General features: G+C 61.8%; 9 protein-coding genes. 6 read left to right on the top strand and 3 right to left on the bottom strand.

The window, feature by feature from the left end:
• Positions 1-91 precede the first annotated feature (91 nt).
• Both ispA and ACIONG_RS21140 read right to left on the bottom strand, forming a co-directional pair.
• Complete coding sequence (gene ispA / locus ACIONG_RS21145; protein ID WP_315445952.1) at positions 92-979, bottom strand: (2E,6E)-farnesyl diphosphate synthase; 888 nt, start codon at positions 977-979, stop codon at positions 92-94.
• Entirely contained in the window at positions 976-1,218 is a 243-nt protein-coding gene (locus tag ACIONG_RS21140; protein WP_003228627.1) for an exodeoxyribonuclease VII small subunit, read from the bottom strand. The genes ispA and ACIONG_RS21140 overlap by 4 nt, the downstream gene beginning before the upstream one ends.
• Before the next feature lie 500 nt (positions 1,219-1,718).
• Here ACIONG_RS21140 and ACIONG_RS21135 point away from each other — a divergent pair, with 500 nt between their 5' ends.
• From ACIONG_RS21135 to ACIONG_RS21110, 6 genes are read left to right on the top strand one after another with little or no spacing between them, the layout of a single operon-like run.
• A complete protein-coding gene (locus ACIONG_RS21135) occupies positions 1,719-2,510 on the top strand; it encodes a YfaP family protein (protein WP_401302507.1) in 792 nt (263 codons plus the stop codon).
• Between the two features lie 35 nt (positions 2,511-2,545).
• Positions 2,546-4,258: a DUF2138 domain-containing protein gene (locus ACIONG_RS21130; RefSeq protein ID WP_103303776.1), complete on the top strand. Its 1,713-nt coding sequence runs from the start codon at positions 2,546-2,548 to the stop codon at positions 4,256-4,258.
• Positions 4,243-4,893, top strand: a complete 651-nt coding sequence (locus ACIONG_RS21125; RefSeq protein WP_034153738.1) for a DUF1175 domain-containing protein — start codon at positions 4,243-4,245, stop codon at positions 4,891-4,893. The genes ACIONG_RS21130 and ACIONG_RS21125 overlap by 16 nt, the downstream gene beginning before the upstream one ends.
• Entirely contained in the window at positions 4,890-9,464 is a 4,575-nt protein-coding gene (locus ACIONG_RS21120) for an alpha-2-macroglobulin family protein (protein WP_401302505.1), read from the top strand. The genes ACIONG_RS21125 and ACIONG_RS21120 overlap by 4 nt, the downstream gene beginning before the upstream one ends.
• Position 9,465: 1 nt before the next feature.
• Entirely contained in the window at positions 9,466-11,085 is a 1,620-nt protein-coding gene (locus ACIONG_RS21115) for a DUF2300 domain-containing protein (protein WP_401302503.1), read from the top strand.
• Between the two features lie 3 nt (positions 11,086-11,088).
• On the top strand, positions 11,089-11,901 hold the full coding sequence (locus ACIONG_RS21110) for a YfaP family protein (protein ID WP_103303717.1): 813 nt from the start codon (positions 11,089-11,091) through the stop codon (positions 11,899-11,901).
• 9 nt (positions 11,902-11,910) lie between these two features.
• On the opposite strand, the gene ACIONG_RS21105 is transcribed toward ACIONG_RS21110, so the two are convergent.
• The gene (locus ACIONG_RS21105) at positions 11,911-12,342 is read right to left on the bottom strand and encodes a hypothetical protein (RefSeq protein WP_103303716.1); all 432 of its coding nucleotides are present in this window, start codon (positions 12,340-12,342) and stop codon (positions 11,911-11,913) included.
• Between the last annotated feature and the right edge of the window lie 35 nt (positions 12,343-12,377).

Raw genomic sequence — 12,377 nt, 5'->3', positions numbered from 1 at the left:
CAGGCGAATCGTTATAGGTATAAAAGATGCGGCAGTTTACCTGATGCATCGCCCCCTGCCCACGCGTTGGTCTTTTTTGGCTGATTCGCCGTCAGTTGCGGCGCTCGACGATATACCGGGCCAGCTCGCGCAACGGCTCGGCTGCCGCGTCAAACGGTCGCAGGGCGTGCAGGGCCTGATCGCGCAGTTCCAGGGCATAGGCCTTGGCGGCGTCCAGACCGAGCAGCGCCGGGTAGGTTGGCTTGTCGCGGGCAATGTCGGCGCCCTGGCGTTTGCCGAGGGTTTCGGTATCGCTTTCGACGTCGAGGATGTCGTCCTGCACCTGGAACGCGAGGCCGATGGCCTGTGCATAAGTCTGCAGGGCCTTGAGTTCATCCTGCTCGGCCCGGCCGCTGGCCAGGGCGCCGAGTTTGACGCTGGCCTCGATCAACGCGCCGGTCTTGTGCCGGTGCATCTGTTCTAGGGCGTTCTGATCGAGCTTCAGGCCAACCGAGCCGAGGTCGATGGCCTGACCGCCGACCATACCCGCCGGGCCTGCCGCGTGCGCCAGCGTTGTGACCTGTTGCAGGCGAATGTCTGTGCTCAGATCGCTCAGGCGTGGGTCGAGCAGGGCGCTGAACGCCAGGCTCTGCAAGCCGTCACCGGCGAGAATCGCGCAGGCTTCATCGAATTTCTTGTGGGTGGTCGGCTGACCGCGACGCAGATCGTCGTCGTCCATCGCCGGCAAATCGTCGTGCACCAGCGAATAGGCGTGGATCAGTTCAACCGCGCAGGCCGCGCCGTTGGCCTGCTCTGCCTTGCCGCCGAGCGCTTCGCACGCGGCGTAGGCCAGTAGTGGACGCACGCGTTTGCCGCCGTTCATCACGCTGTAGCGCATCGCTTCGTAGAGGCGCGCCAGTTCCGGCAGCGGGGCGTTGAACAGGGTTTCCAGGGCCGCGTTGACCCGCGCCTGACTGGTCGCCGAATACGCTGCAATCATTCTGGCTGTTCCGCGTCGAAGGGTTCCTCGGCGAGTTCGCCATCGCGCTCCAGCAGCACTTGCACCTTCTGCTCGGCTTGCGCCAGCGCTGCCTGGCAGTCACGGGTCAGGCCGATGCCCTGCTCGAAAGCGGTCAGCGAGTCTTCCAGCGACAATTCACCATTCTCCAGACGCTCGACCAGTGTTTGCAGGTCGGCGAGGGACTGTTCGAAATCCAGTGCAGCTTTTTTGCGGGCCATGGCGGCGATTTCCGGTTGACGTTAAACCGGCGCGACACTAGCAGATAGGGGGGTTATGGGCAAATGAGGTACCTAGTCCAAGGCCGTGCACATAACCCTGTGGCGAGGGGATTTATCCCCGATGGGTTGCGCAGCAACCCCAAAAACAGCCGACCGGTTTTTTCAGGGAAAACTGTGGGTAACGGTTTACGACTGCTTCGCAGCCGATCGGGGATAAATCCCCTCGCCACAGGTTTTTTAGGGATTCATGAAGGTTAAGGCTTATTCGGCTCATTTTGTGAGCCGAATAAGAGCGCTATTCGGCTCACGCTCAACAACACTGCGTGATTCTCACCGCAAATCCAGATGTATCCGATTGTTAAAAAACTGCCGAATGGCTAATCTTCGCGCCTTCTACGACCCGACAGTCACGGGTCTTTCAGACGAAACGCAGTTTTCACCGCTGTGAAGTACCGAGGATCGGGTGCAAGGTTTCGTTCAGGCATGGCAGGAGGCATCACATGCGTTCATTTCTTATGCTGCTGATCGGGTTGGCCTGCGCGCCCGCGCTGCTGGCCGCGCCGACTGCCGAGTTGGCGGAACCGGTGGGCGGCTGGCGTTATCACGGTTTGCTCGACCGCACGGAAAACCCGCAAGTCGCCTACCCGACGCCGCCGATCGATCGCGGCATCCAGCGTAATCGCACAATGATCGAAGGCCAGCTCAAAGCCATCGGCCATATGCGCCCGCCGCACAGCCTCGCCGTCAACGGCAATCCACTGAATCTGTATACCGACGACCAGGGGCGATTTGCCCGCCCGTATGCGTTTGGCGCGGGATCGAACAGCGTCGAGGTGATCAGCGCCGAAGGCCAGTCGCTCAAGCGTGTGCAATTTTATGAAGCAAATAACCTGCGCACGCCGGCGAAAATTCGTCTTGTCTTGGGATGGGACGATCCGAAAGCCGAACTTGATCTGCACATTGTCACGCCCGACGGTCAGCATGCCTTTTGGGCGCGGCCGGCGTTGAGCAACGGCGGCGGTCTCGACCCGGATGGCGTTGATGGTCCCGGTCCGGAGATGTTCACCATGACCGCGCCGCTGCATGGCACCTATCTGGTTTACGTCAACTATTGGGGCAACTACGGTAACGGCGGCTATAACTTCGATGAGGCCAGCAATCAGAACGAGGTGATTACCTCGCAAATCACGCTGGTGCTCAACGAAAACACCGTCGACGAAAAACGCGAGACCTTCATCGTGCCCCTGCGGGCGATCGGTGATCTGCTGCTGGTCAAGACTTTCAACTATTAAGCATCCCGCCACGGATGAAATCGGGCTTTGAGAAGATGAGCGATAACATTGTTACTTCGGCTGCCGACACGCCAGCGGCCAAACCTTCGCGGCGCTGGCCTTTGCTGCTGGCCGGGTTGTGCCTGGTGGCCGGCGTGGCGGGTGGTTTTGGCTGGCTGCTGCTCAAGCCCAAGGCACCGCCGGCGGAATTGGCCAGCGACAAGCTTGGCCTGAGCCGTCCGGATGCGTTGCTCGAAACCCGCTCCCTGAGCCAGTTGCCCAAGGACCTGCTGACGGTACCGTTCCTCAAGGCCACGCTCACCGAAGATTTCGTCTTCTATTACGAAACCCACGCCGACCGCCTGGGCCTGATCGGCAGTCTGCGCCGGATCATCTACGAGCATGACCTGAAGCTGCAGGACAGTTTGATCGAACAACTTTTCGATCAACCCGCGGACGTTGCGCTGTGGCGCGGCGCTGATGGCCGCTTGAAGGATTTCCTGCTGGTGATGGATCGCGGCGGGCTGGCGAAACTGCTGGAGCCACTGGCGAAAGTCGCGCTGGATGACACGCAACTCAGCCAGATGGGCGAACTCAAGGTCGGCGGCGATACCGTGCCCCTGTACCAGCTGACCTACAACGCCAGCAAAGCCCTGTTGTTCGCCTCCCACGGCGACAAACTGGTGGTGCTGTCCAATCCGGCCAAGTATTACGACCCCGAAAGTGGCGTCTCCGAAGAGTCGGGTCACGTTTCGCCGCAAGCGCTGGCGGCCCTGCTCAACGGTGAAAAACTGTTCCCGGAAGCCTTCGGCCTGCCAGCAAAAACCCCTGAGACCAAACAGCGTCTCTCGGTCAACTCCAGCGTCCTCGCCATGGGTTATCAGCGCTTTATCCCGAACTTCGCCGGGCTGCGTTTCGACATGGACGACAAGGGCTGGCACAGCTACCTGGCCATGGACGAACTGGACAACCAGCCGGACTTCGATTTCAAACCGGTGTGGCAGGCAATGCCGCTGGGCGCCAGTGCTTGCGTGACCTTGCCGGTCGCGGCTGAACCGCAAAAGCCGTTGCTGGTGAAACTCGGCGCCGAAGAGGCCGTCGCGCAGACCCTCACCGAGCATGTGGCCGGCGCTGCGGGCCTGTGCTGGTACGCCGATTCACGTTTGTACACGCCATTGCTGGTCGCCAGTCTGAAGGACGAGGACAGCAGCAAACTCGACGGCGACCTCGGCAAACTGTTCGGCTCGATGGTCGGTGCATTCGAGTCCAACGTTGAAGAAAACGTCTTCCCGGTGGTCGAGAAACAACAAGGTCAGAGCCACGTCTGGCAGCGTCAGGTCAGCTCCAATTTCGGCCCCTATGCGGCGAAGACTGCCGAGAATCCGGACGCGATCAGCGGCAAGGCGTTCATGAAAGTCAGCCTCGCCCGTCACGGCTCGACACTGCTGTTTTCTCTCGACGACAAACTGGTGGACAAAGCTCTCGGCACCCTCGACAAACGCTTCCCGCCGATGGCCGACGTACTGCCCAAAGACGTGCTGATGCCGATCTACTTCGGCCCGGATTCGATGGCGCAACTGATGCAGCAGGAAACCCTCGACAGCCTGCCGCAGGACATGGAACCGGTGTTCTACAACGCCGCGCAAACCTACCTGATCCCGAAACTGCGAACCCTCGGTGGCTACGGCAAATATGCCCTGACCTTGCCGGAAGGCAGCGAGCCTGACGGCCACTGGCAGTGGTTGCCGCTGGAATGGAAAGCGCTGTGACGGCACTGATCCGCAGCCTCGGCCTGCTCGCGTTATTGCTCAGCGCGGGTGCCCGAGCCGTTGAGGCGCCAGCGCTGGATCCAGCACAGTCCCAGGTATTTCGCGCCTGGTTCGTACGCATCGCTCAGGAACAACTGAGTCAAGGCCCGAGCCCGCGCTGGTATCAGCAGGATTGTGCCGGGCTGGTGCGTTTTGCCGCCAACGAAGCGCTGAAAGTCCACGACGACAAGTGGCTGCGCAGCAATGGCCTGTCCAATCGCTACCTGCCGCCGGAACTGTCGCTCAGCGACGAGCAACGCAAGCTCGCCCAGCAATGGCAGCAGGGTGGCGGCAAGGTCGGGCCGTACGTCAACGCAATCAAACTGATTCAGTTCAACAGTCATCTGGTCAGCCGCGACGTGTCCCAGGCACGCCCCGGCGACCTGATGTTTTTCGATCAGGGCGACGACCAGCACCTGATGATCTGGATGGGTCGCTACATCGCCTATCACACTGGCACCACCACCCCCACTGACAACGGCATGCGTTCGGCAAGCCTGCAGCAACTCATGACATGGAAGGACACCCGATGGATACCCGACGCAGCCAATCCCAACTTCATCGGCGTCTATCGACTGAACTTTCTCTCCCAATGACCGGTGCCCGCATGCTGCGACTCTGCGCTCGAATTTCCCTGCTGCTGGCGCTGTTGTTGCCATTGGCGACCGTCAACGCTGAAGACTCGGTGGAGCCAAGCGGCTACACGCCGGTCTCCGGTGAAAGCTTCTTCCTGCTCGCCGACAGCAGTTTCGCCGCCGACGAACAGGCGATGGTGCGCCTTGAAGCGCCGGGCCGCGACTACCGCCGGTTCCGCATGGAACCGTACGGCGGCGCGGACATTCGCGTGTATCGCATCGACAAGCCGCTGGACTTCCTCAAGCGCCAGAAGAACCTGCACCGCGTGGTCAGTGACGGTCAGTTCAAGGGTGAAGGCCTGTCCAATACCCTCGCGTATCTGTGGGACAACTGGTACCGCAAATCCCGTCGGGTGATGCAGCGTGCGTTCTCCTACGAATCGCGCAAACAGGTCACCGAGGAAGTGCCGGAACTGAAGATGGGCAATGCCATCGCCGCGCCGACGCCATACGACGCACAGCCGCAATTTGCGCTGATCCCGGGTCTGCCGGTGGTCAGCCAGTTCCGTTATCCGCTGTGGCAGGCCAAGCCGATTCAGCCGCCGGCCGGGGTCAATCTGGCCGGCTCTTCCAGCGACTTCGTCAGCGTCGCGCCGGGCAACGTCTACATCCCTCTGGGCAACCTGAAGCCGGGTCTGTATCTGGTCGAAGCACTGATCGGCAAGTACCGCGCGACCACCATGGTTTTCGTCTCCAACACCGTTGCCGTCAGCAAGATTGCCGGTGATGAGTTGCTGGTCTGGGCTGCGCGCAAACACGAAGGCAGTTCGGTGCCGAAGGTCAATGTGCTGTGGACTGACGGCCTCGGCGTGATGAGCAGCGGCGCCACCGACGCCGATGGTTTGCTGCGCCTGAAACACGTCAGCCCCGAGCGTTCGTTCGTGATTGGCGAAGACGAAGAGGGCGGGGTGTTCGTCTCCGAGAACTTCTATTACGACAGCGAAATCTACGACACCAAACTCTATGCCTTCACCGACCGGCCGCTGTATCGCCCGGGCGATTGGGTGTCGCTGAAAATTGTCGGTCGCGAGTTCAAGAATGCACGGGATTCGGTGTTGCCGGGGGCGGCCGATGTCACTGTCAGCGTGCTGGATGCGACGGGCACCGAATTGCAGCGTCTCGATTTGAAACTCGATTCGAAGGCCGGCACTCAGGGCCGTTTCCAGTTGCCGGACAACGCCGTGGCCGGTGGTTACGAGATCCGTTTCAACTACAAGGATCAGGCTTACAGCAGCGCCTTCCGCGTTGCCGAGTACATCAAGCCGCACTTTGAAATTTCGCTGAATCTGGCCAAGCAGGAATACCGCACGGGCGAACCGGTCAAGGGCAGCCTGGTGCTGCTCTACCCGGACGGCAAACCTGTGGCCAACGCCAAGCTGACCCTGAGTTTGCGCGCCCAGCAATTGTCGATGGTCGACAACGAGCTGCAATACCTCGGGCAATTCCCGGTGGAGCTGACCAGCACCGAACTGACCACCGACAGCAAGGGCAACGCGACCCTCGACCTGCCGGCGGCCGATAAACCGAGCCGCTACATGCTCACCGTGTTTGCCAGCGATGGCGCGGCTTATCGGGTCAAGACCACCAAGGAAATCCTCATCGACCGGGGCGCGGCAAGCTTCCGCTTGAGCGCGCCGCAACGCTTCAGTGCCGTCAATGACAAGGTTGCGTTCAGCTACGCCAACGAGGGCGGCACCGAGCAGAGCAAAGCGGTCACGCCGAGCAGTTACGCCTGGGTGCGTCTGGAAGACCAGAGCACCGGCGAGGGCAAGCTTGCGGCCAAGGACAAAGGTTTCAGCATTGCCTTCGAGCGTCCGGGTACTTACAACCTGACATTGAAGGATCAACACGGTCGCGTACTCGGTGCCACCGGCCACTCGGTCACTGGCGATGGCGTCAAAGCGGTGCCGGGCACCGTGGAAATCGTCCTCGACAAACCGGAGTACAAGTCCGGCGATGAAGCGCTGGCGTTGATCACCTTCCCGGAGCCAGTGAGCGATGCACTGCTGTCGCTGGAGCGTGACAAGGTCGAAGCCACCGCGCTGCTGGCCAAGGGTGGCGACTGGCTGAAACTGGAAAAACTCAGCGACACCCAATACCGCGCGCGCATCCCGGTGAAGGACAACTTTGCGCCGAACCTGACCTTCTCCGTGCTGTACACCAAGGGTGGCCAGTACAGCTTCCAGAACGCCGGGATCAAAGTGATTGCCCCGCAAATCGACGTGGCGATCAGCACTGACAAAGCGGTTTATCTGCCGGGTGATACCGTCACCGTCGACCTGACCACGCAGTTCGCCGGCAAAGCGATACCGGCGCACCTGACCGTCAGCGTGGTCGATGAAATGGTCTACGCGCTGCAACCGGAAGTTGCGCCGACCATCGACCAGTTCTTCTACCACCCGCGTCGTAACAATGTGCGTACCAGCGCCAGCCTGTCGTTCATCAGTTACGACGTCGCGTTGCCGGGCAGCCCCGGCGCGCCTGGCAAGGCCAACCGCAGCGAGCGCGGAGTGAAAGTGCTGGAGCGTCCGCGTCGCGAAGACGTCGACACCGCCGCATGGCAACCAGAGTTGTTGACCGGTGCTGACGGCAAAACCCGTTTCACCTTCAAGATGCCGGACTCGCTGACCCGCTGGCGCATCACCGCGCGGGCGATTGCCGATGACGGTCAGGTAGGGCAGAAGAAGCAATTCGTCCGCTCGGAAAAACCGCTGTACCTGAAGTGGAGCGGCCCGAGCAATTTCCGCAAGGGCGATCAGCCGCAGCTCGGTGTGTTTGCGTTCAGTCAGGCCGAGAAACCGGTCAAGGCGGAACTGGTCACGCATTACGCGGGTGCCGAACAACGCCTGCCGGTGACTTTGAATAACGGCATCAACTACGTGCCGCTGCCAGCGTTTGCCCTGGCCTCGGGCGAGTGGACTGCCGAACTGGTGCAGGACGGTAAAACTGCCGACGCTTTGGCCGTACGCCTGAGCGCCACCGGTGACGGCTGGCAAGTGACGCAAACCCAAAGCCTCGACGTCGCCAGCGGCGACACCCCGTTGAGCCTGCCGGCAGACGCCACCGACATTCGCCTGCGCCTGGATGACAGTCCGCAAGCGTTGTTCCGCTCGGCCCTCGATGATCTGCTGAGCTACCCGTACGGCGGCGTCGAGCAGACCGCCAGCCGTTTGCTGCCGCTGAGCATCGCTTATCCGTCGCTGGCGTCGAGCCCGCAGATCCGCGATCGCTTGCGTCTGATCATGCAGAACAGCCGCCTGCGTCTGGTGCAAATGGCCGGGCCGTCGGCGAGCTTCACCTGGTGGGGCTTCGACGGTGAGCCGGACGCGTTCCTCACCGCCTACGCCTACTACGCCGACTGGAACGCCAGCCAGGTGCTGGAATTGACCCTGCCGCCGGAGCATTGGCAGCGGGTGCTGGAGGTTTATGCCAAGCAGGCGCCGAACACGCCGCTGCTGCAACGGGCGCTGATTCTGTCGTTCGCCAAGCAGATGCATCTGCCGGTGAACACGCTGCTCAGCGGTTTGATGGACGATCTGGCCAAGGCTGGTGAAGGCAACGCCGAAACCCTGATGGACGATGGCGGAGACAGTCTGGTGATGAGCGATCCGCAATCGGCGCTCGGTCTGGCTGCGGCGCGAGTCTTGACCGCGTCGCTGGCCACGCAATCGAAAGTGGCATTGCCCGAAGCGTTCAATCGTCAGGTAGGTGCGGCGCAACAACGTCTGTCGGTCAGCTCGCAGCCTTTCGCCGAGGCGCTTAATCTGTCGCTGCAACCGTTTGATCAGGCGCGTGCGACGGCGTTGCTGCAACGTCTGCTGCCGCAACAATCGACCCTTGAGCGGGCGCTGGCGCTGAGCTGGTTGCAACGCAGCATCGCGCAAGCGTCGCCGACCATCGCGCTGACCCCGGGAGAAGGCTGGAAGAAAAATTACGGCGCGACCGGCGAGATGTTCTGGACATGGCAGGGCGCGACGCCGGTGCCGAGCGTGTTGTCCGTCTCGGGCACTCAAGAGCGTCCGCTGCGCGCCGCGCTGAGCTTCCAGACCCAGCAACCGGCCGTCGATCCAATGGCCGTGACCATCACCCGTCGTCTGTCGCGACTGGTGCCGGGCGACGAAGCGTTCACCTTCAAACTGGAGGCGGTCGGCACCAAGCCTCTGTCCAGCGACAGCCTGTATCTGGACGAAGTGATCCTCACCAGCAAAGCGCCGAAGCCGCTGCGCTACGGCATGCTCGAAGTGCCGCTGCCACCGGGTGCCGATGTCGAACGCACCACGTGGGGCATCAAGTTGCAGGGCAAGGACGGCACCGAGCCGACCGCGCTGGAGAAGGCGCGCTTCGAACCGGGGCAACTGGCCTACGCGGTGCCGGTGGATGCGCTGAGCGGCGAATTGCGTCTGCGTCATCTGGTGCGGTTCTCGCAGAAGGGGCAGTTCAGCCTGCCGCCGGTGCGTTTCACCCAGGTCTACGCGCCGCAACATCAGGCTCAGGAAGCGAAAGCCGCCCTCGGTCAGGTCACGGTCAACTGACATGACCCGGCCGCTGTTGTGGCTGCTGTTATGGCTGATTCCTGCGCTGGCGACGGCGCAGGATGAGCCGTTGCGCGTGGCGTACAAGGGTGAGTTGTTGTCGTTGAGTCAAACGCAGCTGATTGCTCGCGAACCGTTGCCGTCTTCGCTGGATGCACCGCTGGGCAGTCTGTGGAAGCTGTTCATTTATGCGTGGCTGGTGGATACCGGTGCTCGCGAACCGGCTTATGAATGTCGCGGGCAGTTGAAAGAGGAAGTCTACTGCTGCTCGGCGGGCGGCAAGATCGAGCGAGATCAGGCACTGGTGAAATCCTGCGGGTTGTACTTTGAACCGGCGCGATTGGGCATTGCCGCCCCTGACTGGCGCACGTATTGGCAGGCTCGGCAGGCGCCGTCGTGGTTGCTGGAATTGCCTTCGGTGCAGCCGGCCACGCGGGTTTCTGTGGCTGACTTGCTCAAGGTGTTGGCTTCGCTGCCAGCGCAGGAGCAGATGCGCCGGGTGTTGCTCGATGTGGTGCTGAACGCTGCCGACGGCAATGTCGTCGGTGAACTCGGCGGACGCCTGCGGGTGAAAACCTGGAGCTGGCTCGGCGATCAGGATCGGCATTCGCGGCAGGGTGGTTTTGCTGGTTGGACGGCTGATGGCTCGCCGCTTTGGGCTGGTGGACGCGGCACCAGTCAGATGGTTCTGCGTCATTACGGCCAGGCGTTGGCGACTGTGCTGCCAGCGGCATGGCCGGCGGAGGCGGGGCGCTGTGTCGAGGTCGGGCTGTTCTCGCGCTATCCCGTCACCCGCGTGCTGGCGGGTGACCGGGTCGTAACTTCCGGCCCGTTACAGGGTGACTACCGCGTCGAATTCGCCAACGGCAATGCGCTGGATATCCACAGCGCCGGCGAACTGTTTCTGCTCAACGACAAACTCGTCGCCAGACTGGATAGCGAAGAATACGTCGCCCGGGTGCTGGAGCGCGAAGCCAAACCCGAGCCGGCCGAAGCCGCTAAAGCTCTGGCCGTGGCGATCCGCACTTATCTGCTGCAAAACGCCACGCGCAACGGCGATTGCCTGAGCATCGATGACAGCAGCACCCGCCAGCGCGTCGCCCCACGTCCAGCTTCGACCGAGTCGCGCAACATCGCCGCATGGACCGCCGATCTGGTGTTGGCCGGCAGCACCGTCACCTATCACTCCGATCAGCCCGGCCCGGACAAACTCGCCTGGCAACAAGCGGTCGAGCAAGCCAACGCCGGTCAGCGTTACGACGCGATTCTGCTGCACGCCTATCCGCGCGCCAGCCTCAGCCGCTGGGACAACCCGGTTGCCTCCTGCGAAGCGCTGCCCGCCGCGCAAGACTGGTTGCAAAAACAGCGACGCGGCTGGCGCCCGACGCTGGAAAGCGAAACCGGCTACAACGAAGTCAGCACATTCGCCGTGTGCAAACTCGCTTTCGGCCGCCCCTTCGTCGACCGCGAACGCCAGCGCATTTACGTGCGCGGCGTCCTGACGTTGCAGGATCGCCTCGACCTGACTCACGAATATCTGCACCTGGCCTTTGAAGCACATCCCAATGGCCAGGATGAAACCTACATTGAAGGGCTCGCCCGTCACCTCTTGCTGGAATAGGCCATGACACTCCGTTATCCACAGGTCTTGCTGCTGCTCTGCACGTTGACCGCGCTATCGCCGGCCATCGCCGCCGACAGCGTCAAACTCGACACCCCGATCGGCGGCTGGCGCAGCGGCGCCCCCGAAGGCGAGGGTGAAAGCTTCCGCCAGACCGTTAACTACCCGGCCTCGTCGGTAAATACCCCGGTCGGTCAGGCCAACACCGCCCGCATCAGCGGCGAAATCAAAGCCACGCCAAAGAGCCGCGAGCCCGGCCGCTTGATCGTCAACGGCGTCAGCATGCCGTTGAAAATCGACGACAGCGGGCGCTTCGACCGCCCGTTCTCCTTCCCCAACGGCAGCAACAGCGTCGAAGTGCGCAGCCCCGACGGCCAACAACGTCACCGCACTCAGTTCCTCAACACCAGCGGCGGCGCCACCCCGGCCAAGCTGCGCGTTCTGCTGGCGTGGGACAGCGACGGCACCGATCTCGACCTGCACCTGATCACCCCCGACGGCGCGCACATCTGGTACGGCGACCGCACCGCCGCCAACGGCGCAGCGCTCGACGTTGACGTGACCACGGGTTACGGCCCGGAAATCTTCGCGATGCCGGCGCCGATCAAGGGGCAGTATCTGGTGTACGTAAACTACTTCGGCGGTGGTTATCGCAGCGATGAAGACGGCAGCGATGAAGCGGTGCAACCGCTGACCACAGCGCAAGTCACGGTGATCACGGAGGAAGGAACTCCAAGCGAGAAAATGGAGACCTTCCTGGTGCCGATGCGGGCGGTGGGGGAGTTGACCTTGGTGAAGTCCTTCAGCTACCCGTGAATCACCTAATCATTTAGGAAAAACACCGCACAGGGCATTGCCTTCGTAACCGTGAACAATCGGCCCCAGCACCATGAGTGGGCCGCAGGCGTAGAGCGGGGATGACACTGTTTGTTGCGTGTCGAGCAGAACAACTTCCCTGCCGAATTCGTCGCTGCCAAAGGATTGCTCGTAGTACGAACTGCACACCGGCAGCTTCAACGGCACCGGGATCACCAGCGCCCAGACCGTGATCCCGCACCATTCGCGGGTGGGAGTTGATGTTGCTGTTCGGGTGATCTGCGGGGTGATCGAGCGGTAACTTTGCGCTCTGTAGGCATCGGTTTTCAGTGTGACTTTTTCCGGGAGGGAGATGCCTACTCCGACGCATGCGGAAAGACAGAGGTACAGCGTTATTGCGGCGGCGGATTTCAGTTGTGAACTCAAAGTGCGGGGGATCAATTTCTAACTTCCTTGTGGAGTGATTCTCGGATTTA

This window comes from Pseudomonas sp. NPDC087817 (assembly GCF_044742875.1).
Lineage (GTDB): Bacteria > Pseudomonadota > Gammaproteobacteria > Pseudomonadales > Pseudomonadaceae > Aquipseudomonas.
Note: the sequence above shows the minus strand (reverse complement) of the source record. Positions and strands in the feature narration are given on the sequence as shown.

Bases quoted from the DNA above. Each gene is read 5' to 3' on its own strand.
- ACIONG_RS21120 (WP_401302505.1), top strand. From the start codon at position 4,890: ATGACCGGTGCCCGCATGCTGCGACTCTGCGCTCGAATTTCCCTGCTG.
- ispA (WP_315445952.1), bottom strand. From the start codon at position 979: ATGATTGCAGCGTATTCGGCGACCAGTCAGGCGCGGGTCAACGCGGCC.
- ACIONG_RS21110 (WP_103303717.1), top strand. From the start codon at position 11,089: ATGACACTCCGTTATCCACAGGTCTTGCTGCTGCTCTGCACGTTGACC.
- ACIONG_RS21115 (WP_401302503.1), top strand. From the start codon at position 9,466: ATGACCCGGCCGCTGTTGTGGCTGCTGTTATGGCTGATTCCTGCGCTG.
- ACIONG_RS21140 (WP_003228627.1), bottom strand. From the start codon at position 1,218: ATGGCCCGCAAAAAAGCTGCACTGGATTTCGAACAGTCCCTCGCCGAC.
- ACIONG_RS21125 (WP_034153738.1), top strand. From the start codon at position 4,243: ATGGAAAGCGCTGTGACGGCACTGATCCGCAGCCTCGGCCTGCTCGCG.
- ACIONG_RS21135 (WP_401302507.1), top strand. From the start codon at position 1,719: ATGCGTTCATTTCTTATGCTGCTGATCGGGTTGGCCTGCGCGCCCGCG.
- ACIONG_RS21130 (WP_103303776.1), top strand. From the start codon at position 2,546: ATGAGCGATAACATTGTTACTTCGGCTGCCGACACGCCAGCGGCCAAA.